The sequence below is a fragment of the Roseovarius sp. EL26 genome, from assembly GCF_900327775.1.
Lineage (GTDB): Bacteria > Pseudomonadota > Alphaproteobacteria > Rhodobacterales > Rhodobacteraceae > Roseovarius.
On record NZ_OUMZ01000006.1, the window covers coordinates 65,258 to 89,320 of the forward strand.

21 protein-coding genes are annotated in these 24,063 nt (G+C 51.6%); 15 read left to right on the forward strand and 6 right to left on the reverse strand.

Translation table 11 applies throughout. From position 1 onward, the window contains the following. Window positions 1-118 precede the first annotated feature (118 nt). From D9A02_RS05325 to D9A02_RS05340, 4 genes are read left to right on the forward strand one after another with little or no spacing between them, the layout of a single operon-like run. Entirely contained in the window at window positions 119-772 is a 654-nt protein-coding gene (locus D9A02_RS05325) for an ABC transporter ATP-binding protein (protein ID WP_120499960.1), read from the forward strand. Then, window positions 708-2,309, forward strand: a complete 1,602-nt coding sequence (locus tag D9A02_RS05330) for a capsule biosynthesis protein (protein ID WP_254054557.1) — start codon at window positions 708-710, stop codon at window positions 2,307-2,309. Before D9A02_RS05325 ends, D9A02_RS05330 begins: the two co-directional genes overlap by 65 nt. 3 nt (window positions 2,310-2,312) lie before the next feature. Then, window positions 2,313-3,146, forward strand: a complete 834-nt coding sequence (kdsA, locus tag D9A02_RS05335) for a 3-deoxy-8-phosphooctulonate synthase (protein ID WP_120499962.1) — start codon at window positions 2,313-2,315, stop codon at window positions 3,144-3,146. Window positions 3,147-3,168: 22 nt separating this feature from the next. Next, window positions 3,169-4,665 (forward strand): phosphomannomutase/phosphoglucomutase, encoded by a 1,497-nt coding sequence (locus tag D9A02_RS05340; RefSeq protein ID WP_120499963.1) that lies wholly within the window; start codon window positions 3,169-3,171, stop codon window positions 4,663-4,665. 69 nt (window positions 4,666-4,734) lie between these two features. Here D9A02_RS05340 and D9A02_RS05345 read toward each other — a convergent pair whose 3' ends face one another. From D9A02_RS05345 to D9A02_RS05360, 4 genes are all read right to left on the reverse strand, one after another. Then, window positions 4,735-5,232 (reverse strand): hypothetical protein, encoded by a 498-nt coding sequence (locus D9A02_RS05345; RefSeq protein WP_120499964.1) that lies wholly within the window; start codon window positions 5,230-5,232, stop codon window positions 4,735-4,737. Further along, a complete protein-coding gene (locus D9A02_RS05350; protein ID WP_120499965.1) occupies window positions 5,229-5,711 on the reverse strand; it encodes an RNA pyrophosphohydrolase in 483 nt (160 codons plus the stop codon). Before D9A02_RS05350 ends, D9A02_RS05345 begins: the two co-directional genes overlap by 4 nt. After that, window positions 5,708-7,720 (reverse strand): M3 family metallopeptidase, encoded by a 2,013-nt coding sequence (locus D9A02_RS05355; RefSeq protein ID WP_120499966.1) that lies wholly within the window; start codon window positions 7,718-7,720, stop codon window positions 5,708-5,710. Before D9A02_RS05355 ends, D9A02_RS05350 begins: the two co-directional genes overlap by 4 nt. Before the next feature lie 131 nt (window positions 7,721-7,851). Further along, complete coding sequence (locus tag D9A02_RS05360) at window positions 7,852-8,592, reverse strand: glutamine amidotransferase (RefSeq protein ID WP_120500399.1); 741 nt, start codon at window positions 8,590-8,592, stop codon at window positions 7,852-7,854. A gap of 155 nt (window positions 8,593-8,747) precedes the next feature. Here D9A02_RS05360 and D9A02_RS05365 point away from each other — a divergent pair, with 155 nt between their 5' ends. The 3 genes from D9A02_RS05365 to lpxK are packed head-to-tail and all read left to right on the forward strand — an operon-like array spanning window position 8,748 to window position 11,208. After that, entirely contained in the window at window positions 8,748-8,990 is a 243-nt protein-coding gene (locus D9A02_RS05365; RefSeq protein WP_120499967.1) for a DUF4170 domain-containing protein, read from the forward strand. A gap of 11 nt (window positions 8,991-9,001) precedes the next feature. Further along, window positions 9,002-10,216 carry a 3-deoxy-D-manno-octulosonic acid transferase gene (locus D9A02_RS05370; protein WP_254054579.1) on the forward strand — a complete coding sequence of 405 codons (1,215 nt, stop codon included), beginning with the start codon at window positions 9,002-9,004 and terminating at the stop codon, window positions 10,214-10,216. Further along, window positions 10,216-11,208, forward strand: coding sequence for a tetraacyldisaccharide 4'-kinase (gene lpxK / locus D9A02_RS05375; RefSeq protein WP_120499969.1), 993 nt, complete (start codon window positions 10,216-10,218; stop codon window positions 11,206-11,208). The genes D9A02_RS05370 and lpxK overlap by 1 nt, the downstream gene beginning before the upstream one ends. Window positions 11,209-11,214: 6 nt before the next feature. Here the strand turns inward: lpxK and D9A02_RS05380 are convergent, their stop codons facing one another. Beyond that, window positions 11,215-11,895, reverse strand: a complete 681-nt coding sequence (locus D9A02_RS05380; protein WP_120499970.1) for a DsbA family protein — start codon at window positions 11,893-11,895, stop codon at window positions 11,215-11,217. 21 nt (window positions 11,896-11,916) lie between these two features. After that, window positions 11,917-12,429 (reverse strand): DUF721 domain-containing protein, encoded by a 513-nt coding sequence (locus D9A02_RS05385; RefSeq protein WP_120499971.1) that lies wholly within the window; start codon window positions 12,427-12,429, stop codon window positions 11,917-11,919. Window positions 12,430-12,509: 80 nt separating this feature from the next. Here D9A02_RS05385 and mutY point away from each other — a divergent pair, with 80 nt between their 5' ends. The 8 genes from mutY to D9A02_RS05430 all read left to right on the forward strand — a co-directional run bounded on the left by mutY (window position 12,510) and on the right by D9A02_RS05430 (window position 24,018). After that, the gene (mutY, locus tag D9A02_RS05390) at window positions 12,510-13,571 is read left to right on the forward strand and encodes an A/G-specific adenine glycosylase (protein ID WP_120499972.1); all 1,062 of its coding nucleotides are present in this window, start codon (window positions 12,510-12,512) and stop codon (window positions 13,569-13,571) included. A 38-nt stretch (window positions 13,572-13,609) separates the two neighbouring features. Next, window positions 13,610-14,749: an alkane 1-monooxygenase gene (locus D9A02_RS05395; protein ID WP_120499973.1), complete on the forward strand. Its 1,140-nt coding sequence runs from the start codon at window positions 13,610-13,612 to the stop codon at window positions 14,747-14,749. A 148-nt stretch (window positions 14,750-14,897) separates the two neighbouring features. Next, a complete protein-coding gene (locus tag D9A02_RS05400) occupies window positions 14,898-16,148 on the forward strand; it encodes a hypothetical protein (RefSeq protein WP_254054558.1) in 1,251 nt (416 codons plus the stop codon). 115 nt (window positions 16,149-16,263) lie between these two features. Continuing rightward, entirely contained in the window at window positions 16,264-17,550 is a 1,287-nt protein-coding gene (locus tag D9A02_RS05405) for an ABC transporter substrate-binding protein (RefSeq protein WP_120499975.1), read from the forward strand. Between the two features lie 247 nt (window positions 17,551-17,797). Then, a complete protein-coding gene (locus D9A02_RS05415) occupies window positions 17,798-18,802 on the forward strand; it encodes a DctP family TRAP transporter solute-binding subunit (protein WP_120499977.1) in 1,005 nt (334 codons plus the stop codon). Window positions 18,803-18,862: 60 nt separating this feature from the next. Further along, complete coding sequence (locus D9A02_RS05420) at window positions 18,863-19,534, forward strand: TRAP transporter small permease (RefSeq protein ID WP_120499978.1); 672 nt, start codon at window positions 18,863-18,865, stop codon at window positions 19,532-19,534. Next, window positions 19,534-20,928: a TRAP transporter large permease gene (locus D9A02_RS05425; RefSeq protein ID WP_120499979.1), complete on the forward strand. Its 1,395-nt coding sequence runs from the start codon at window positions 19,534-19,536 to the stop codon at window positions 20,926-20,928. Before D9A02_RS05420 ends, D9A02_RS05425 begins: the two co-directional genes overlap by 1 nt. A gap of 81 nt (window positions 20,929-21,009) precedes the next feature. Then, complete coding sequence (locus D9A02_RS05430) at window positions 21,010-24,018, forward strand: aminotransferase class III-fold pyridoxal phosphate-dependent enzyme (RefSeq protein ID WP_174232025.1); 3,009 nt, start codon at window positions 21,010-21,012, stop codon at window positions 24,016-24,018. Window positions 24,019-24,063 lie beyond the last annotated feature (45 nt).

Here is a 24,063-nt window from a genome sequence, read left to right on the forward strand (position 1 = left end):
TTTCGTGTGTTACATTTATGTCTTCCAACGTCACGGATCATTATCTGACCAATGAAGCCTTAATAAAACCCGGATATACAACTTATTCAGGCAATCAGGCCAACAACCGGAAATTCGCATGCTCGAGTTCGAAAATGTCAGCAAGTCCTTCTGGACTGGAACCCAGCGCAAGGTCATCCTTGATCAGGTGTCGTTCCGTGTTGAGTTGGGCAATTCCATGGGGATTTTGGCCCCCAACGGAACCGGAAAAACGACGTTAATCAACATGATGGCCGGATTGGAAAAACCCGACGAGGGGACAATCCGCCGCAAATGCCGGATTAGTTTTCCACTGGGCTTCATGGGCGGGGTGGTCAGTCGCATGTCAGCGATGGAAAACGCGCGCTACATTGCCCGTTTATACGGTATGGACCCCGATTATATTGAAGCCTACTGCCGTTGGCTCTGTGATCTGAAGGAATATTTTGATCAACCTCTGGGCACCTATTCCAGCGGGATGAAGTCACGATTCACATTCGCACTGATGCTGGCATTGGATTTCGATATCTATCTGATTGACGAAGGCATGCCCGGATCGGGAGATGTGGAGTTCAACCGCAAAGCCGGAGATATTCTGGCGGAACGTTTACAGACCACAACGATCATCATCGTTTCGCATGATCCCAAAACACTGGAAAACTTCGCACGTTCTGCAGCTGTGCTTAGGAATGGCCAATTATACATGTTTGACACCTTGGAAGAGGCAAAGCAGCTATATGACTATGAAACCTAAAGTCGCAAAATACCGTACTGCGCATAAGAGCAAAGGCAATGCTGACCAAGCAGGTGATTCCGCAGTTGTTTCTTCAAGCGATGACAACACTACAACCGAGATCAGCACAATCGCTCAAGAGCTTGAGAGTATTCGTCAAGAAGGGCTGACAGGCCGGCAACTGCGTATGGCTCGTAAACTGGCACAGCGTCACAATCTTGCGGCAACTTCGGATTACGACGCCGTGCGCCTGTTACGATCGCGAGGCCTTGATCCGTTCAAACGCCCCAATGTGGTGGGTGTGGAATCTTCGGCTGGCAATGACAATACCCAGCCTAATCGAGTTCAACTACCCCAAACCACGACATCGGCTCAGAGTAACCTACCAGCACACGCTCTTAGTCCGATGGAGCGTCGCGAATTAGAAATCTCAGAAATTCGTCAAGATATTGCCCGCCGCCGCCGCCGCAAACTGTTGCTCTTGCTGAGCAGACTAGCAGCCTTTGTCTTCCTCCCAACATTGGTAGCAGGCTATTACTATTATGCGGTCGCCACACCGATGTATTCTTCGAAATCTGCCTTTCAAATTCTGACGGCAGATGGCGCAGGCGGCTCTCCGGCCGGAGGGCTATTGCAAGGAACATCTTTTGCAACTGGCCCAGATTCAATTGTGACGCAGGATTATCTTCAATCAATTGGAGCCATGACCCGGCTGGATGAAGATGTACAATTCAGAGACACGTTCAGTGACGAATCCGTTGACCCATTACAGCGGTTGGATCCGGATGCAACAAACAACAAAGCCTATAAGCTTTATAAGAAATACGTCAAACTGGGATACGATCCCACTGAAGGCGTTATCCGCATGGAAGTGTCATCCCCTGATCCGCAGGCAAGCGTGGCATTTTCCGAAAAGCTGATCGAATATGCGGAACAGAATGTCGACCAATTAAGCCAAAAAAAACGGCGTGATGCGCTCGAGGTCTCTTCGGTCAGCATGGATGCCGCCAAAAACGAACGCCGTCTCGCACAACAACGGCTTGTAGCACTACAAGAAGGCTCTATTCTTGATCCACAAGGAGAAATTGCTAGCATCAGATCATTGATCGCAAATGTTGAAATACAGTTGCAAGAAAAGCAACTGGCGCTCAACACCCAACTGAGCAATAGCCGTCCCAACAAATCCAAAGTTGAAGCCCTTCAAGGCGAGGTTGCCGTTCTTGAAGCTGAATTAGCACGCCAGAAAGCGCGCCTAACTCAAGCTACTGATGGTGAACTTTCTCTTGCAGCGAAGGCAGCAAAAATTCAGATTGCACAATCTGATCTTGCCACCGCAGATATCGTACTACAATCAGCATTAGAAACTAAACGTCAAAGCGAAGTCGAAGCTAACAAACAGGTCCGATATCTGACTGTCAGTGTCCAGCCCGTCGCCTTAGAAGCACCTTCGTACCCAAGAGCATTTGAAAACACCGTCCTTGCGTTCCTGATCTTTGCTGGTATCTACCTGATGCTATCTCTGACCGTTTCAATCCTCAAAGAACAGATGTCATCGTAGAATATGAAACAAGTTACATGCTCCGGGCTGACCATTGCAAATGACCAGCCACTTTGCTTGATTGCTGGCCCCTGCCAGCTGGAAAGCGTTGATCACGCCCAAATGATCGCAGGCAAAATGAAAGAAGCCTGCGAAAAATCTGGCGCACAATTCATCTTTAAGGGCTCTTTCGATAAGGCCAATCGCACCTCACTTTCGGGCAAGCGCGGCTTGGGCGTAGATGAGGGACTCAAGATCATGCAGGCCGTCAAAGATGCATTCAATGTGCCAGTGCTAACTGACGTACACCTGCCGGATCAATGTGCTGACGTCGCCAGCGTCTGTGATGTGTTACAAATTCCTGCATTCTTATGTCGCCAAACGGATCTGCTGATTGCCGCCGGTGAAACAGGCGCGGTGATCAACGTCAAAAAGGGTCAGTTTCTAGCACCCTGGGACATGCCCAATGTCATCTCAAAAATTGAGAGTACTGGAAACACCCGGATCATGCTGACTGAACGGGGCACGTCATTTGGCTACAACACGCTAGTCGCAGATATGCGGTCGCTTCCGCAGATGGCGGCCACAGGCTATCCCGTGGTGATGGATGCCACCCATTCAGTACAACAACCAGGTGGGCAGGGTGTAAGCAGCGGTGGCCAGCGCGAATTTGCCCCCGTGATGGCGCGTGCTGCCATCGCTTTGGGCGTGGCATCGGTTTTTATCGAAACTCATGAAGACCCAGACAACGCCCCCTCAGATGGGCCAAATATGATCCCCTTGGACAAAATGCCCGCGCTACTGGGTGAGTTGATGCAATTCGATCAACTTGCCAAAGCCAACCCAATCCATATTTAACGATCATCAGGACACTTTTCCCATGACCAAGCCAATTTACGAAGTCACCCCAAATACGTGGTCATTCCTGCGCGATGCGATGATCAAACCTACCGGGTTCCGCGAATACGATGCGCGCTGGCAGTACCCCGAAGAAATCAATCTCCCGGGTATGACCGCACTTGGCCTTGGTTTGGGGACGCAAATGCAGCGCCGCGGAATTCCACCAGTGATTGCCGTAGGTAACGATTACCGTGATTACTCAGTCGCAATCAAAAACGCACTGATCATCGGGTTGATGCAGGCAGGTATTCAGGTCAAAGATATTGGTCCAGCTCTTTCGCCAATGGCCTATTTCGCACAGTTCCATCTGGATGTACCTGCTGTGGCAATGGTTACCGCCAGCCACAACCCCAACGGCTGGACCGGGGTGAAAATGGGTTTTGAACGCCCTCTAACCCATGGGCCTGACGAAATGAACGAACTGCGCGATATCGTGCTCAACGGTCAAGGTGAACCACGCGCAGGCGGCAGTTATGAGTTTGTCGATGGTGTGCGCGAGGCCTATTTAGATGATCTGGTTGGTGACTTTAAAATGTCCCGCAAGCTTAAAATTGCCTGCGCCACCGGCAATGGTACGGCTTCGGCCTTTGCACCCGAACTGTTTGAGCGTTTGGGCGTCGAAGTGGTTCCAAGCCATAACGAGCTAGATTACACCTTTCCGCACTACAACCCTAACCCGGAAGCGATGGAAATGCTGCATGATATGTCCGCAACCGTAAAAGCTTCGGGTGCAGATATGGCGCTGGGTTTTGATGGTGACGGCGATCGCTGTGGTGTGGTTGACGATGAAGGCGAAGAGATATTCGCCGATAAGGTCGGCGTGATTATGGCCCGTGACCTGTCCAAGATTTATCCTAACGCAACTTTTGTTGCCGATGTGAAATCAACCGGTCTGTTTGCCTCAGACCCTGAACTGAAAGCCAACGGCGTCAAGGCGGATTATTGGAAAACCGGCCACAGCCATATGAAGCGCCGGGTGAAAGAAATTGGCGCATTGGCAGGGTTTGAAAAATCCGGTCACTACTTTTTGGCTGAACCTGTGGGCCGCGGTTATGACTGCGGCATGCGGGTTGCCGTTGAGATCTGTAAGCTGATGGATCGCAATCCCGATATGTCGATGTCAGACCTGCGCAAGGCGCTACCGACAACCTATAGCACGCCAACGATGTCTCCATGGTGTGCCGACACTGAAAAGTATCAAGTGCTGGAGCGGTTGGTAGAAAAATTAGTGACCAAGGCCGAAGCGGGCGAAACAATGGCGGGTCGGGCGATCAAAGAGGTGGTCACCGTCAACGGCGCGCGGGTCATTTTGGATAATGGCAGTTGGGGCCTTGTGCGGGCATCTTCAAACACCCCCAATCTAGTTGTGGTTTGCGAAAGCTCTGAAAGCGAAGCTGAGATGCGCGCGATTTTTGCTGATATTGACGCAGTCATTCGCACCGAAGGCGCTGTTGGCGATTACGACCAGACGATTTGATTTAGCTCCGGGTCGCTAACGCGACCCGGCTCGTATCGGGCACACTGGCTCCACATTCTTCGAATACGATTAGAACGCTTTTTCTTTGCAGATGTTACCGCGCATACATAGTGCAGATGTATCAAGCATTTCCTTTGTCGGTTGGCCAAAACCCATGCCGCCACAAGGGTCGAGCTCGAGCAAATAGCCGTCATCATCTTTTTTAAGAAACGCCAGATATTCAATACCAGATCTAGCGCCACCACACCATGGTCCAAAACAACGGACATTCAGAGTGATGTCTTGATCAAAGGACTGAGAATAGCCATCCAATCCCAATGAACGTCCCTTTAAGGTTGCAGGAACAAAGGTATCAGGTGGGGTGTTCTCTTGATTATCGAAATCTTCTTTTGGCACTCTTTTTTCATCAAATGACAGAACACCATGGACGATAACATAAAGATCTTCCACCTCTGATGCGGTTTTAAACGTCCGCGCCACGTCCGGTGGCAGGCACGATAAAGATAAAGCCGGCTGGGCGCAGGCTGCAAGCGCAGTCGCCAAAATAAGATTACGGGAAAAGATCATAGCTGCGCTCCGAATTCTTGAACGACTTGTTGGTACACTTCCCGTTTGAACGGCACGATGTTATCGACAAGATCGTTCACTGGTAGCCAGCGCCAGTGTGAAAATTCCGGATGCTCCGTCTGGATATTTACGTCACTATCGATTCCGTGAAACCGCAACAAAAACCATTTTTGTTCTTGCCCACGGTAGCGGCCTTTCCAGATTTTGGGCACCAGATCATGCGGAAGATCATAGGGTATCCAGTCTTTGCTTACAGCCAAAACAGAGACTAATTTAGGCAAAACGCCCGTTTCTTCCCAAAGCTCACGCAACGCGGCATCATGGGGGTCCTCACCCGGATCAACACCGCCCTGCGGCATTTGCCACGCAGGCGCCTCATTATCGAGCCGCTGACCTACCAACACCTCGTTTTTATCATTCACCAGCATTACGCCTACGCAAGGGCGATAGGGAAGGTTTTCAATCTCTTGCGGAGTCATGCGGCCAATCCCCGGCCTTTCAGCAAAGCCTCAACCCCCGGCAAACGGCCGCGATAGGCAAGATATAATTCCTCGGCATCTTTGGAGCCACCCGTCGACAAAATATGCGTTTCCAGCGCTTTGGCACGCTCCACATCAAACGCCCCTCCAGCCTCTTCAAAGGCCGCAAAGGCATCGGCATCCATTACTTCGGACCACATGTAACTGTAATAACCACTGGAATAGCCATCACCTGAAAAGACATGCGCGAACTGCGGGGTTGCATGACGCATGGTAATCGCCAGCGGCATGCCAATCTGGTCCAGAACTTCAGCCTGCTTCGCCATCGGATCGGACGGGGCCGCGCCTTCGTGAAAAGCCAGATCAACCAAAGCCGACGCGACATATTCCACGGTCTGAAAACCCATATCAAATGTCGCAGCACCCAAAACCTTGTCGAGCAGTTCTTTGGGCATGGCGGCACCAGTGTCCGCATGCGTGGCGAATTCCGCCAACACTTCAGGAACCTCTAGCCAATGTTCATAAAGCTGGCTTGGCAGCTCAACAAAATCGCGTGCAACATTTGTGCCAGATACCGATTCATACGTCACATCCGACAGCATCTGATGCAGGGCATGACCAAATTCATGAAACAACGTGCGGGCATCATCATAAGACAGCAGGGCAGGGTCACCCTTGGCAAAGTTGCACACATTAATCACCACCGGCCCTTGAACCTTGGGGAATTTCGCCTGACCTCGCATCGCGCTGCACCAAGCACCCGAACGTTTGGACGCACGCGCGAAGTAATCCCCGATGAAAACAGCCACGTGTTCGCCGTTACGCGTTACTTCCCACGCGCGACAATCAGAGTGGTACAAAGCCACATCTAGCGGCTTGAATTCCAACCCAAACAGACGATTGGCGCAGGTAAAGGCAGCGTCAATCATGCGATCCAACTGAAAGTACGGTTTAAGCTCAGCCTCATCCAGATCATGTTCTATTTTGCGGCGTTTCTGGGCATAGTACCGCCAATCCCACGGTTGCAGGGCGGCATTTACGCCATCAGCCTGCATCATACTGGTCAGTATGTCAGCATCAGCGTTGGCCTGCGCTTTGGCGGGTGCCCAAACTGCCATTAACAGGTCACGCACAGCGTCTGGTGTTTTGGCCATTTCGGTTTCAAGTTTGAAATCGGCGAAGCTATCATATCCCAAAAGATTGGCACGCTCGTGCCGCAGGGCCAGAATTTCGGCACAGATCACCCGGTTGTCTGTAGCGTCCCCATTCGCTCCGCGCGCCGCCCAAGCCCGAAAAGCCACTTCCCGAAGGTCGCGACGCGGGGAGAATTGCAAGAACGGAACAATGAGCGACCGCGACAGAGTAATCACTGGGTTTGACAGATCTTTTTCCTTACCCGCAGCACGTGCGGCCGTGATCAGAAATTCGGGCAACCCTTCCAGATCAACTTCTGACAATTCCATTTGCCAGCTGGCCTCATCTGCCAAAAGATTTTGGGTAAATTCAGTGCCTAATCCAGCCAAACGCGTCATAATTTCACGCATCCGTCTTTCTTGCGATCCGGTTAGTGCCGCTCCAGATCGTCGAAATCCACGGTAGGTTAGCATCAAAACCCGAGCCCGCTCTTCGCTTAGCTCCAGCACATCACGCTGCTTCCATAGGGTTTCAATGCGGGAAAACAGGGCTTTGTCACTGTATATATCAGATGAATACGCCGCCAATTTCGGGCTGAAAGCACGCTGCAATTCCTGCCGCTTTGGGTTGCTGTCTGCGCCTGCCATGGAAAAGAAAACCGATAAAACCTTATCCAGCTGTTTGCCTGCACTCTCTAATGCTTCGATCGTGTTGGCGAATGTGGCTGGGGCATCTTGTTGCCCAATCGCAGCAATTTCGTCCTTAGCTTCCGCTAGTGCAACCTCAAACGCGGGGGCAAAATCAGCATCGCTTACCTTGTCGAACGGGGCCATTTCAAACGGGGTTGTCCATTCAGACAAAAGCGGATTGGTCATGGGCGTATCTCCTTTGTGTCTTAGCTATGCATTTTTGCGGCTCGTCGCAATCGCACTTGCACCATCGTGGCGAAACTGTCGGATTGTTCGCTTGTCAGCAGGTGTGAAAAAGCCGACTGAACTTACGCGGATTAAACCGCATATCGCTGGACAAAATTCCGCAAAATGACTTCTGGCGCATACACATCAGCGGCGTGGCACATTGCAATCAATGCATCAGCGTCTTCGGGTGGGAAATAGCCGCGGTGTTTGTAGATATTTATACGTGTGGAAAATCCGTCAGCATCTGCTTCGGGGTGGAACTGTGTCGCGTATACATTGCTTTTGTATCGCACCATCTGAAACGGGCAAGTCGGAGCGCTAATCAGATGTTCACAGCCATCAGGCAGTTCTTGCAAAGCTTCCTTATGGCCCACAAAGGCAGAAAATTTTTCAGGTATTTTTGCTAGAATAGGGTCTAATCTTCCAGTTTCAGTCACGGTACAATCTGCAGCGCTAACCGGTTCACCATAAGCGCGTTTGCTAACATCAGAATGCAAATGCTTCCCAAGAATTCCAATACCGTAACAACAACCCAGAAATGGTGTATCATTATCAGATATTTCAGGCATCAAAGACAATATGTCTGCTTCAATCCGGGCTTCGATCTTTGGTTTGGTATTCGGGTCATCACTAACACAGCCCGGACCACCCCCGACGATCACCCCAGCGTAATCCTGGAGGTTCAGATCATTCGGCATAGGCATCTGGTCCAAGCGAATTCGACGCACCTGTGACGAATCCAATGCCCCTTTGCGCAGAAAGGCAGCAAATTCATCGTCAGCAGCTTCGTCTTCAGGCCGAAGCTGAAAAATCAAGAATGGCTTAGACATCTGAATAACCCTGATGGCATCATTTCCTTGTGGTTGGCCGGTTTCTTTGTCGAGGTCAAGCCAGACGCCGCTCCATATGCTTAACTGGTACGCTTGACCCCGGGCAGTAAACGAATAGTGTGCCGGCAATTTCATACCGCCGAAAGGATCACAAAATGGCACAACGCCTGCATCTCGTTTTTGGGGGGGAACTGATCGAACCTTCAAAAAATGTATTCAAGGATGTCAGTGGTTTACATATCGTTGGGATTTTTCCGGATTACGATACGGCCTATAATGCCTGGAAAGAAGAGGCACAAAAAACCGTTGATAATGCTCATATGCGGTATTTCATTGCCCACCTTCACCGCCTGCGCGACGAAAATATTGCCGCCTCTGCCACAGAAGAGTTGGGTTAATTGCAACAATGATGCGCCAATTGCCGATAAAAAATTATCTGCCAGCGGCACGTCGTTCTGTAACTTCGTCCTCACAAACCCGTACGTCACGCCCCAAGGGGCGGCTAATTTGGGCGCATGCAATTGATTCCGCACGTTATGACGCGCTTGTTCAATTAGCCGAACGTCTGGTGATGCAAGGCGACGACGTGCATGTGCTTTTGACAACCTCGATGAAACTTTCACCGCCTGATCGCGCGGGCAATGGCCTAATCTGGCAACCCCTGCCAGAAGACCGGCGCAATGCGGCCGAAGATTTCATCACCCACTGGAAGCCCGATTTGTGTCTTTGGACAGGAGGAAAGCTGCAGGCACACATTTTGGCCAGTGCGGAGCGAGCAAACATCCCCCTGCTTCTTATAGATGCTGAACAAAAACTACTGGGCCGTCAAAACTGGCGTTGGTTTCCGGATGTGTCACGCGCGTCGTTAAAAAAGTTCACCCACATTCGCACCCGTGACTCCAAAACCCATAATTTTCTACGAAAAATGGATCTGGGCGGCGTCTCTATCGAAATCACCGGCCCGCTTTTGGAAGGCGCGGTTGTGCTGCCCTATGTAGAAACGGATCGTGATGAATTATCGGTCTTGCTACGAGGGCGGGCAGTATGGATGGCTGCGATGCTGCAACCTGAAGAGATTGAGGCCGTCTTAACCGCACATCGTGAGGTATGTCGGCTGTCACATCGGGCTTTGCTAATCATTGTACCTGATGACCTGAAACAAACCGAGGCATATAGCGCCGCGCTCAAACAGCAAAAATGGCGCTGCATTAACTGGTCAGACGGACAGTTTCCTGAGGAAACCACCCAAGTTATTCTGGCCGATACTCGTGGCGAAATGGGGTTGTGGTACCGTATTGCACCGGTAACCTTTATGGGGAGCTCATTAAGAACCGGCCAAACCGGGCGCGATCCCAACGAGCCTGCGGCTCATGGTTCAGCCATATTGTACGGGCCAAACGTTCGCCGCTATCGAAACAGCTATGACCGATACGCCAAATCTGGCGCGGCACGGGCGATTACCGATGCGCGTACATTAACTATCGGTGTTCAGAGACTAATAATGCCGGAACAGGCTGCAAAGATGGCTTTAGCAGCTTGGGATGTAGCTTCGCAGGGGGCCGGAGTGATGGACCAGATCACTGATCTGGTCCAAGATCAGTTTGACCAGATGGATACACGATAATGCGCACGCCCACCTTTTGGTTCACGCCTCCAGATACGCCATCGCTACGTACCCGACTATTGGCACCGTTGGGGTGGATTTATGCCCAAGCCACCGCCCGCCGTTTGCAGCAAAACGCCAAGCACCGGCCCGATATTCCCGTGATTTGTGTTGGCAATATCAATGCCGGCGGAACAGGTAAGACACCGACTGTGATCGCGTTGATCTTGGAGTTACAGGCACGAGGTCACACCCCCTATGTGGTGTCACGTGGGCATGGCGGCAAGCTGCAAGGACCGGTTCAGGTCGACCCCAAGCAACATACAGCAAATGATGTTGGCGATGAGCCTCTGTTGACTGCGGCGTTTGCTCCCACCTTTGTGGCCAAAGACCGGGCTGCTGCCGCACAGGCCTCTGAGGCTGCAGGCGCGCAGGTGATCATCATGGATGATGGGTTTCAGAACCCGCAGATCGCCAAGGATCTGTCGATTGTTGTAGTCGATGCCCACAAAGGTTTTGGTAATGGGCGCTGTATTCCCGCAGGCCCTCTGCGGGAGCCTGTTGATATTGGAATGATACGCGCTGACCTTCTACTCTCGATAGGCTCTAATTCGGCTCAAGATAGTTTTCTGACCACTTGGGCCGCGGAAGTTTCCATACCTCACCTCAAGGGTCATCTTGCACCACTCAATACAGGCATGGATTGGTCAGGCACCCGAATTCTAGCCTTCGCAGGAATTGGTCACCCAGAGAAATTTTTTGAAACCCTACGTAGTTTGGGCGCCACTTTGGTTCATGCAGAGCCATTAGAGGATCATCAAAACCTCAGCCCTGCTTTGATGACCCGCCTGAGCCGCCAAGCACAGGCTTTGAATGCGCAACTGGTCACAACCGAAAAAGACGCCGTACGCTTGCCTCCTGAATTTCGCGGTCATGTACTGACAGTACCCGTACGGCTGGAATTCAAAGAGCGGCACCCACTGGATGCCGCCCTATCAAAACTTGGATTATAGCTCGGATTACGACTCAAGTTTGCCGTCGATCAGCGCCTTGAGGTCATCATAGCTCATATTGCTGTGCTTCTTGCCATCGATGATCAAGGTAGGCGTGCCGCTGATTTGATCAGCCTCTGCATGTTCCTGATACCAAGCCACAAGCGTTTTAGCCTTCTCATTGTCATTCAGGCAGACATCCAGCTGCTCTTCTTCTAATCCAGCGATTTTGCCAATCCGACGCAGGTTATCGGCAATTTCAACTGGGTCTTTGCCACCAGCCAGCCAGTCTTTTTGCTGATTATACAGCATATCCGAAATGCCAAAGAACCGTTCTTGTCCGCCACAACGCGCGACCATGGACGCCCACAGGCCGAAGCGATCAAAATACACATCGCGGTAGATGAATTTGACCTTACCAGTATCGATAAAGTCCGATTTCAACTGTTTGAACGCGCTTTTGTGGAAGCTGGCACAATGCGGACAGGTGAATGAGGCATATTCGATAATCGTTACTGGAGCGTCTTCTGCGCCCAATGTCATTTCAACGATTGATGAGGTATCAATTTCAGCGGCATCGCTGCTTTCTTGGGCGTTTACCGCGCCATATGGCATGTCCGGTGTCGCAACCGGGGTGGAGTTCGTCCACCAGGCACCGGCAGCGATGGCTGCAACGGCCACTGTTCCGACAAGAGACAATCGTTTCATCTGTTTCACCTTATTGATCTGTTATTTGTTTTTGGACAGAACATTCTGTCCCAAAATTTCGAGCGCTTCCCGCAAAGTGCTATCCCCGACCGGCAACGTCAATTCTGACGCTTTGTCGCGGGCCACTTTGACCGCCTGCTCTGAGGGCGGTTTTTTGGCTGGAGCTTGATGAAGAAATTCCACCTTGCCGTCGCTAAATCCTGATGCTGCCGTCTGAGTTACACGCACCCGTGCGATAGCATTATAGCCGTAAACCGCGTTGACCCGCTCGCGGATAATTTCTTTTTGCATCTCAAGTAGGGGGGCCAACGCACCGTTAGTCAGCACACTAAGTGTTGCCCCCATGCCTTGACGACCATAGGATACCTCGACCGGGCGGCCCATTGTGGCAATTTCAGAGCCGACAATTTCAGCCCAATGCGTCAGCACCCGTGACACAGCAAAGCCGCGCGATTCCGACGCTTGCCGGATCGGTCGCTGCAAAAGCTGCGAGGTGCGTTTAAAGCCCGTGAAACCGGGCCGCTTACTGGGCATAGGGCCTCCTGTACTTGCGGGCCATCTTAGGGCATGTGTCATGACATGCCATAGCCTTTGCCGCAAGACAGGGATCAAAAATGCGTGACACGCAACAAGCCGCCGATTTACTGGACTGGTATGATCGCCATGCCCGTACCCTGCCGTGGCGGGTTAGCCCAGCGGATCGGACAGCAGGAGTTGTGCCCGACCCTTATCGCATCTGGCTGTCTGAAATCATGCTTCAACAAACCACCGTTGCCGCCGTAAAAAAATATTACGAACGCTTTACTTTCCTTTGGCCAAATGTGGCTGATCTTGCGGCAGCGGATGATGCTGACGTCATGGGGGAATGGGCCGGTCTGGGGTATTATGCTCGGGCGCGCAACCTGTTGAAATGCGCCCGCACCATTGCACAAGATTATGGCGGGACGTTTCCTGACACCCACAAAGAGCTGCTAAAATTACCCGGCATCGGGCCTTATACGGCCTCGGCCATTTCATCGATTGCCTTTGACCGCGCAGAGACTGTTGTAGATGGCAATGTAGAGCGGGTGATTTCGCGGGTGTATAACATTCGCACACCATTGCCCGCCTCTAAGCCGGAAATTACCGAAACCGCTAAAAAGCTGACGCCCAAGCAACGTCCCGGTGATTATGCGCAAGCAATAATGGATTTAGGCGCTACGATCTGCACGCCCAAATCCCCGGCTTGTGGTATCTGCCCATGGCAAACCTCCTGTCAGGCGCGAACCTTAGGCACGCAGGCCGAATTGCCATTCAAATCCCGCAAAGCCCCCAAGCCCACACGCCTTGGCATCGCTTATGTCGTGCAGAGATCCGATGGTGCGCTTTTGCTAGAACGGCGCCCTAACAGGGGATTGTTAGGTGGAATGCTGGGATGGCCCGGCAGCGATTGGAACGATGCACCTACAGACACACCCCCAATGGATGCCGACTGGTACATTCTGCCCGAAGAGGCACGACATACCTTCACACATTTTCATCTGCGCCTCCAAGTTAGGATAGCCCGCGTTAACCACGATCAGATCCCAGATCGTGGCAATTTTGTTGAGGTTGACGCATTTGCACCGTCAAAACTCCCCAGCGTAATGCAAAAGGTTTTCAAGCTTGCACGTGACGCGATCGACCCTATCACTTAGAATGATTGAATAAGTCGCGATAGATGACGGATGTTACGATGATCACGCAAGATCAGTTTGCCAGACTAAGAAGTGCAATCCCGTTTTGGATGTCATTACTCTTTGTTCCGATGGTAATGTTTGGTGCATACAAAGGGGGATGGGCACTTTGGGTTTTACCATTGTTTGCCTGGTATTTTTTTGCACTTCTTGATGCTTTTCTCGGACTCAACCTCGACAACGCTAATCCAAATTGGGGTGATGAGCATATAAACTGGTATCGGTTGGTCACAGTAATCTGGGCTCCGCTTCAGTTTGTTCTATTGTTTGGCATGATCTGGTATGCCAGCCATACATCACATCTGTCTGTCTGTGAGAAGTTTGGCCTCTTTTTTGGGGTCGGCGTGATTACTGGCACTGTCGGCATCAACTACAGTCATGAATTGATGCACCAAAAGAACCGCAACGAACGCTTTTTGGGCGATTTTCTTTTATCCATGGTGCTTTATTCACATTTTCGGTCTGAACATTTGCTGGTGCACCACCGCCATGTTGGCACTCCGCGTGACCCAGTTACAGCGCGCTACAACGAAGGGTTTCACCGCTTTTTCCCGCGTGTGCTTAAACAATGCTGGATCTCTGCTTTTAATGCAGAAAAAGCAATGCTGGCCCGCAAGGGAAACGAATGGGTTGACCTGTCGAACCCGTTTTTTAAATACTGGAGCTTGCAAGGGGTAATGATACTGCTGGCCATTCTTCTTGGCGGCTGGATTGGTCTGATATTGTTTATCTGGCAAGCGTTTGTCGCCGTCTGGCAGTTGGAGTTGGTGAATTATATCGAACATTACGGCCTGACGCGTAAACATCTGGGTGATGGGAAATATGAACACGTCAAACCGCGCCACAGCTGGAATGCGGCACACAAAGGGTCAAACTGGTTATTGATCAATCTGCAACGCCATTCTGATCATCATTACAAACCCGACCGACGATTTCCACTGTTGCAAAACTATGATGCCAGCGAGGCCCCACAGTTGCCTTTCGGTTACCCAGTGATGACCGTTGCAGCGATGGTGCCACCCCTATGGCGGCGGGTCATGAACAAACGGGTTCGCCGCTGGCGCAAAATGTATTACCCAGAAATCACCGACTGGAAACCTTACAACAAGGCTCAAAACCCTGTCCGCATCTCGTCATGAATCCAAGCAATATTCAAAGGGATTATCATACCCCTTTGTCCGGGTTTTGTTTGCAATTACTGTAATCTGGTTGCTGTCCAGCGAACCTGTGTATGCCCATGCCTCGGAACAGGGATATATACTGCTTTTACCCACAGATATTTACATCATGGCAGGGGCCGCCACGGTGATCTTGACCCTGCTACTACTGATTTTTCTGCCCGCCTCGGCAACAAGGCGGCTGTTTGAAACTTGGTCACTGTGGCACTGCCGTCCCTTGCCATTTCGACATCTGATCAGCTGTATCAGTGCCATTGTTCTTGCGGCATTGATCTGGCAGGGCTTGATCGGCACGCGCGATCCGTTGGCCAATCCGCTCCCGCTTGCGGTTTGGGCGGTGTGGTGGATTGTTTTGGTGTTTCTTCAGGGTTTTTTATGCGACCACTGGAAATATATCAATCCATGGACCGGCCCAACAGCCGGGTTGGCGTGGCTCACAGGGCTACGCCCGCCATTTCGATATCCGCGGTGGTTTGGACATTGGCCCGGGGTGGTATTACTTCTCGCGTTTGCCTGCATTCTAATGGTTGATCCGGCCCCGGCTGACCCATCAAGACTGGCACGTTATGTAGGGATTTACTGGTACCTGACGTTGCTGGGTCTGGTCCTTTTCGGCCCGGTCTGGTTGATCCGTGCCGAGGCCCTGACCATCATGATGCGTACCTATCGGCAGGTGGCCATCATCGGGTGTAAAAATGGTCGTCTGGCTTTGGGTCTGTCTGGTTGGCAAATGACCCATCGCCCGATTCCCAAGCCCGGATTGGCGGTTTTCATGCTGGTATTGCTGGGCTGTGGCAGTTTTGATGGGCTCAATGAAACCTTTTGGTGGATGGGGCAACTAGGCATCAACCCGCTAGAATTTCCCGGTCGTTCCGCCGTAGTAGTCCCCAATTTCGTGGGCATGTTGCTGGCAAATATATTACTGATTGCCAGTTTTACAGCCTGCCTGTGGCTTGGTCATCTTCTGATCAGGAAAGGCACAGGACTATTGAACGCATTTTGCCTTTATGCCCCAACATTACTGCCCATCGCATTAGCCTATCACCTTGCACATTACCTGCCCAGCTTTCTGGTTGAAGGGCAGTATGTTCTTAAACTGGTGAATGAATTTTTGGGCCTTAATGATGTCTACGTCACCACCGGGTTTTTCAGCCGTCCAGATGCGGTCAAGGCAATTTGGTTAACCCAAGCTGGGGCCGTTGTTGTCGGCCATGTCATTGCCATTTTACTGGCGCATCTGCTGGCATTGCGCAGCCATTCCACCCATTCGAAAGCTTTGATTGTGCAGCTTCCACTGGCAGTATTTATGGTGTTCTATACTGTGTTTGGCTTGTGGCTTTTGGCCTCGCCGCGCGGATGATAAGGCCGATTTCCACGAGGTAAAAAGCTGGACAAACGGTAAAATTCCCCTCAGACAAGGAGCTTACCATCCCTATATTGGATGCGCAGAAAACGGATTTGGGAGCAAAAGCACCATGATCACCCCTAAAAACAACACAACCCGTCGCAATGTTCTGAAAACGCTCGCCGGTGGCGCAGCCGGGGCTGCCGCCCTACCGCTCTGGTCACGTTACGCGCAGGCGCAGGCGTCTGAGCCGATCAAAATCGGCTTTCAGGTTCATCGCACCGGAATCGGGGCGGCTTATGGGCGCTGGTATGACCGCACCACTATGGCCGCGGTCGATCTGATTAATGAGCAAGGTGGCATTAATGGCCGCCCGGTTGAAATCGTGACTGAGGATGACGGCACCGACCCCAAGCGCGGTGCTGAAGTGGTTGAAAAATTCACCAATCAGCATGGTTGTGATGTCGGCTTCGGGACGTTGTTTTCTCATGTTGTGATCGGCTCGTCCCCACGTGCGGGTGAGCTAAAGCTGCCTTATTTTGTGGTCTCCGAGGGGCATCACGTTGCCTCAGGCATGCTCAACCGTTACACTTTGCAGCCCGGCATTACGGACGTAAAAAGCCAAGTGCAGGCGATGGCCCCCTTTGTGGCTGAAAATCTTGGTAAAAAGGTCACGATGGTGTTCCCTGATTTTGCCTTTGGTCATGATCACCGTGATTTCTTTACTCAAGCGATTGAGGCGCAAGGTGGTGAGGTACTGGCCCATATTGCCATTCCTCCGTCAGAGACGTCTTTCACCAAGTATTTCCCGAAAATTCCTCGCGAAACCGAAGTTTTATACCACGTGATGGTCGGCCCCGCAGTTTTGACTTTTGTCAAAGAACTAGGTGAGTTTTTTGGTCCTTCTCGCCCCGAAATGTTCGGCTTTATCGACAGCCTTGAGGCGGTTGATATCTCCAGCCCGGGTCTGGAATACCTTGAAGGCACCTATTTCTGGGAGGGCAATCCTCGCCACACACAGGATGATCAATCAGAGCATGACCAGTTCTACCGCGCCGCAGTGGGTGTTGATGATCGCGGCGCATCGATCAGCGACCCGTCGGATGTATCCACTTACGCCCACATGTTCGGCTGCTGGGAAACCCTGCATGTGATCAAAGCTGGGATGGAGACCGCAGGCTATCAATCCCACGCCGACCGCGCGGCCCTGATCGAAGCGGTTGAGGCTATGACCGACATGCCGCTCAGCCAAGCACACCCGCAAGGTGCCAAGCTGTTCAACGGCAAAACCCACCAGGTCTTTGGCCATCAGTACATTTCAAAAGTCACTGACGGAAAACTGGTCAAAGTCCACACCACATCAATCGAGGATACGCTTTATCCAGATGAGGTGGACTACACCACGCAAAGCTTCTGATAAAAATGCCCCGGTTTGAACGTCGGATCGGGGCATTCAGTTGGGACATTTTGTCCAACTCGCGGCTTTTTCTGTGTCATCTTGGAGACAGCATAATCCGTCAACTCTCTGAACAAAATAATATTCCGGTTTATCAAATCATTTCACCTGCAACCCTTGATTGGTGCGGCGGATCGGGCTTTGATGCTGCCATGAACCCTCATCAGGTTCTCGGAATTTTATCTGATCGCATCTGGGAGGAAAGATCATGAAATTTGTTACCGCCGCCGTGGCCGCGACTATCGCGCTCAGCGCCACAACCATTTCCGCAAATGCCGCATGTGACGATGGTGAACTTGTCATCAAATTCAGCCATGTCACCAACACTGACCGCCATCCCAAAGGTATCGCAGCATCGTTGTTGGAGCAGCGCGTTAATGACGAGATGAACGGCACCGCCTGTATGGAAGTGTTTCCAAACTCGACGCTTTATGATGACAACAAGGTGCTAGAGGCATTGCTGCAAGGTGACGTTCAACTGGCTGCGCCATCGTTGTCGAAATTCGAAGCTTTCACCAAGAAATTCCGCCTGTTCGATCTGCCCTTCATGTTCGAAAGCGTTGATGCGGTGAATGCATTTCAAGGCTCTGACGCTGGTCAAGAACTCAAAGACAGCATGCAACGTCGAGGCCTGCAGGGGTTGGCATTCTGGCACAATGGCATGAAACAAATGTCGGCGAATGTGCCATTGATCGCACCCACAGATGCCAACGGTTTGCGCTTCCGGGTCCAGAGCTCTGACGTTCTGGTCGCTCAAATGGAGGCCATCGGCGGTAGCCCGCAAAAAATGGCCTTTTCCGAAGTTTACGGCGCCCTGCAACAGAAAGTTGTCGATGGGCAGGAAAACACTTGGTCGAACATATACGGCAAAAAGTTCTTTGAAGTTCAGGACGGTGTGACCGAAACAAACCACGGCATTCTTGATTATCTGGTTGTCGCTTCAACGGAGTGGCTAGACGGTCTTGAACCAGATGTACGTGATCAATTCCTGACCATTCTATCCGAGGTCACAGAGACACGGAACGCGGAATCATTTGACGTGAATCAAAAAGCCCGTCAGGCGATCATCGATGCCGGTGGTGAAATCCGGGAACTTACCGATGAACAACGCGCGATATGGGTAGAAACCATGAAGCCGGTTTGGGACAAATTCGCCGATGATGTTGGTCAAGAGAACATCGACGCGGCACAGGCGATCAACGACAGCCTGTAATCACTTTATCATCGGGGCCCATCTGTTGCGGGCTCCGATGGCCCAAACCAAGGCGCCACGATGCATCCAAAATCAAGACAAAGCTTTACCGATCGGATCGAGGAAAACCTAATCGCCGCCTTATTGGGGACGATGACATTGATCACATTCGCCAATGTTGTGGCCCGCAAAGGTTTCAATTCCAACATCCTTTGGGGGCTGGAATTAACGGTGTTTCTGTTCGGATGGCTGGTGCTTTTGGGCGCGTCTTATGCAGTCAAGAAAAGCGCGCATTTAGGCGTGGACGCCCTAATCAATATCGTCTCGCAGACAACACGCCGGATACTTGCGCTGATCTCCGTCACCGTTTGCATTGTGTTTGCACTACTCTTGTTGAAAGGGGCCTGGGATTACTGGGCCAATTTTGCCAATCTTCCCGCGACTGAAGGGCGCTGGTTTCCTCTGGGTTTTGAGGACAAGTTTTTGGCCAAAGGCTGGTATGAAGTCGACGACATCCCGCACCCCACCTTTCTGAAATGGATGGAAAATGCATTCAACGAGGGCGAAGCCTATTCCAAACTGCCCAGAATGATCCCCTATCTGGTTTTGCCTATGTCGATGGCGCTTTTGCTATTTCGGTTTATTCAAGCTGGCATTGCCATTTGGACTGGCATGATTGACCGGATTGTTGCCAGCCACGAGGTTGAGGATGAGCTTGAAGAGGCTCACGACCAAATCAGGGAAAACACCTGATGTCCGTCGTGCTATTGTTCGTCATGGTGATCGCCCTACTGATGATCGGGGTTCCGATAGCGGTATCTTTGGGCATGTCATCAGTCCTGTTTTTGCTTTGGTTTTCAGACACCTCTCTGGCCTCAGTCGCACAAACATTGTTCGAAGCCTTTGAGGGCCATTACACGCTGCTGGCCATACCGTTTTTCATCCTCGCGTCCAGCTTCATGTCAACCGGCGGCGTGGCCCAACGAATAATTCGGTTTTCCATCGCCTGCGTTGGGCACTTGCGCGGGGGCTTGGCCATCGCAGGTGTTTTTGCTTGTATGCTGTTCGCCGCTTTATCCGGATCATCACCCGCCACAGTGGTTGCTATCGGATCAATTGTAATCGCCGCCATGCGACAGGCGGGATATTCCAAAGAGTTCGCTGCAGGCGTGATCTGCAATGCTGGCACATTGGGCATTCTGATCCCACCGTCGATTGTCATGGTCGTTTACGCGGCAGCTGTAGAGGTTTCTGTCGGCAGGATGTTTTTAGCCGGCGTCATCCCCGGAATTCTTGCAGGCCTCATGCTGATGATCGCCATTTATATCATGGCCCGCGTGAAAGGCATGCCCAAAGGCGACTGGTTAGGTTGGGGAGAGATATGGGCGTCGTTTCGTGACGCGGCATGGGGCTTGTTGCTGATTGTCATCATTATGGTCGGAATTTACGGCATTCCAGGCGTAACAGGGGCCTTCTTTACCCCAACTGAGGCGGCCGCAGTCGCATCTGTCTATGCCTTCTTTGTCGCATGCTTCATCTACCGCGATATGGGCCCCTTGGCCGCGTCACAAGACGGGCAAAAGCTTAACCTGCTTAGCAAACCCATCGCACTTGTCACCGCATTTTTTCACGCAGACACGCGCCGGACACTATTTGAAGCTGGAAAACTCACCGTCACGTTGATGTTTGTGATCGCCAATGCGCTGATCCTGAAACATGTCCTGACCGAGGAACAAATTCCACAACATGTGGCCAATGCAATGTTATCCGCCGGGTTTGGGCCGGTCATGTTCCTGATTGTAGTCAACGTTATCCTGTTGATCGGTGGTCAATTTATGGAACCTTCAGGTCTTTTAGTGATCGTCGCGCCCCTTGTGTTCCCCATCGCGATCGAACTGGGTATTGATCCCATTCATCTGGGTATAATCATGGTCGTGAACATGGAAATCGGGATGATCACGCCGCCTGTTGGTCTGAACCTTTTTGTCACGTCTGGGGTGGCAGGTATGCCAATGATGTCGGTTGTGCGGGCCGCCCTGCCATTTTTGGCTGTACTGTTCGTGTTCCTGATCATGGTGACATACATTCCATGGATATCGACAGCTCTTCCCAACAGCATCATGGGCCCCGAGATCATCACGAAATAACGTCCCTCGTGGACAACATGACTTGCCAATTCCATCCAATGCTTGCTTGATGCACGTGCGCATCAGAACGGAGCAATATGTATGTTGGGACATTGGGCAACTGTCTTGCAAAAACAGTGGGGCATCGACGCAGAGCTGACCCGGCTGAACGGGGAATATGACCTGAATTTTTTGGCGGAAACCAATGATGGTCAACGCTATATCCTCAAGGCGATGCGCCCCGATTGTGAAACAGGGTTGGTAGATCTTCAAATCAAAACCCTGCAGCACATCGCAGAACACGCCCCGCATTTGCCGTTTCCCCGCGTTTGCAGCACATCGGGTGGTCAGATGCTAAAGGCTGCCCTCGACGAAAATGGGTATAGCCGCCTAGTCTGGGTTCAGGCTTGCCTCCCAGGACGCTGCTACGCCGCTTCAGAGCCTAAATTACCTGAACTTATCCAAAATATTGGCAAAAACCTTGGCGAAACAGACAAAGTTCTAGAGGAGTTCAAACACCCCGAGCTGGAGCGTGACTTCAAATGGAACCTGATGCAGGCCGCTTGGATCGGCGCGCATTTGGATGCCATTTCCAACCCCACTCGGCGTGCTCTGATCAATGACATCACCACCAAATTCATCACAATCAAAGAGCAATTAGCGGCCTTGCCAAAGCAGGCCATTCACAATGATGCCAATGACTACAACATTTTGATTGATGGCACCTTGTCAGAACCACAAACAGTTTCGGGGCTGATTGATCTGGGCGATATGTGTGCTGCACCACGCATCTGTGATTTGGCAATTGCTGGGGCCTATATTGTTCTGGATCACCCCAAACCAGAGCAAGCGCTTGCAGCATTGGTACAAGGGTATCATGAAACCAATCCTCTCTCTACAAATGAGGTCGATTTGATCTGGCTTTTGCTGCGCATGCGTTTAGCCGTATCGGTGGTAAATTCCACAGTGATGGCGATAGAAAATCCAGATGATCCTTATGTTACAATCTCGCAGGCCCCAGCGTGGCGGTTTCTTGAGAATGAAACGCTCAATGCTGATCTGATGCCCGCTCGGCTGCGCGCAGCTTGTGAGTTGCCTGTTATTGACGGCGCTGAACGTGTCCACGCTTATCTGAAAGATCAACGCGGTCAGTTTGCACAGCTTTTTGGACAAGATCTATCTAGTACGCCAATGGGATCACTCTCAGTTGAGCATTCGACTTGGCCACAAAACCCGTTTCACATGCCACTAGAGGAAGCCGCGCGCGTGGGCGAGGAATTTGGCCCAGATTGGTGGCTGGGATATTATAACGAGCCGCGCCTGATATATGCTGAACCGGGCTTTCGTAAGGGGCCGTGGAGGGCCAGTGACCGCCGCACTGTTCACTTAGCTGTAGATGTCTTCGCCCCGGAAGGGACGGCCCTTTATGCACCGTTGGATGCAATTGTCGAAGTTGTCGAAAACCGCAACTATCACCTTGATTATGGCGGGGTCGCGATTTTGCGCCACGAAACGCCTGATGGGGATGGCTTCTATACGCTCTACGGTCATCTGGATCCGGAACTTTGCGAACGCCTGACGCCGGGTGACAAGATCACCAAAGGCGAAAATTTCGCCAAGCTGGGCGACCCCACGCAAAACGGCGGCTGGTCGCCGCACGTGCACTTTCAGCTGGCCTTGACCACCGTGGGTATGGAGGCCAACTGGCCCGGTGTCGGTGACCCGGATGAAATGCAGCTGTGGCATGCTGTTTGCCCAAACCCGGCGGCCCTGTTGAACCTGCCAGATGAGAAAGTGTTCTATCAGCCCACCGACAAGCACCAGATCAAACAGGGGCGCAACGATCATTTCGGTCGAAACCTGAGCTTGACTTATGACGATCCGGTCATGTTAGTTCGGGGCTGGAAGCATCATATGTTTGATGAATGGGGCCGTCCCTATTTGGATGCCTACAACAACGTGCCGCACGTCGGCCATGCACACCCACGTATTCAAGCAGTGGCTGCAGATCAACTGAAACGGATGAATTCTAACACCCGTTATCTGCATCCTGCGCAGACCGCGTTCGCTGAAAAAATTCAGTCGAAACTTCCTGATCATCTAGAGGTTTGTTTTTTCGTCAATTCAGGTACAGAAGCCAATGAACTGGCTCTGCGACTGGCGCGCGCTCATACCGGCGTCAAAGGTATGATTACCCCTGATCATGGGTATCACGGTAATACCACCGGGGTGATTGATGTCTCAGCATATAAGTTCAACGCCCCAGGTGGCGTTGGGCAGCCCGACTGGGTTGAACTGGTTGAGGTTGCAGATGATTATCGCGGCCAGTTCAAGCGGGATGATCCTGACCGCGCTGGTAAGTTTGCTGACCTGATCGATCCTGCCATTGCGAAGTTGCAATCAAATGGTCATGGATTGGCTGGCTTCATTGCAGAAACCTTTCCATCTGTGGGCGGGCAGATCATTCCGCCCAAAGGATATCTTGCAAAAGTTTATGATAAGATCCACGCCGCAGGCGGTGTCTGTATTGCAGACGAGGTTCAAACTGGTTTGGGTCGATTGGGTGAATATTATTTTGGCTTTGAACATCAAGGCGCACTACCTGATATCGTTGTAATGGGTAAACCGATTGGCAATGGCCATCCATTGGGCGTTTTGGTTACAACCCGCGCCATAGCGGACAACTTTGCCAATGGGCCAGAATTTTTCTCAACCTTCGGCGGCTCAACCCTGTCGTGTCGGATTGGCAAGGAGGTGCTTGATATTGTTGATGACGAAGCCCTTCAAGAAAATGCCCGAGTGATGGGTGAACGCCTAACGCAGGGCCTACAGCAGATCGAGACTGAGTTTAGCTGCGTTGATGATGTGCGCGGTATGGGTCTGTTCTTGGGGGTTGAATTGATCAACTCCGATGGCAGTGAGGGAACTGCGATTTGCAAATACATCAAAAACCGCATGCGCGACCACCGCATTCTGATCGGCAGTGAAGGACCAAAAGATAACATCCTGAAAATTCGCCCGCCGCTAACAATCGAAGCCGAAGATGTGGATATGATCCTGCACAGTCTGCGTGAAATTCTACAGGAAGTTCAAGACTCAGAAGTCACATGAAAAAGGCGTCCCGATTTGCATCGAGACGCCTTCACGAGGTAGGTC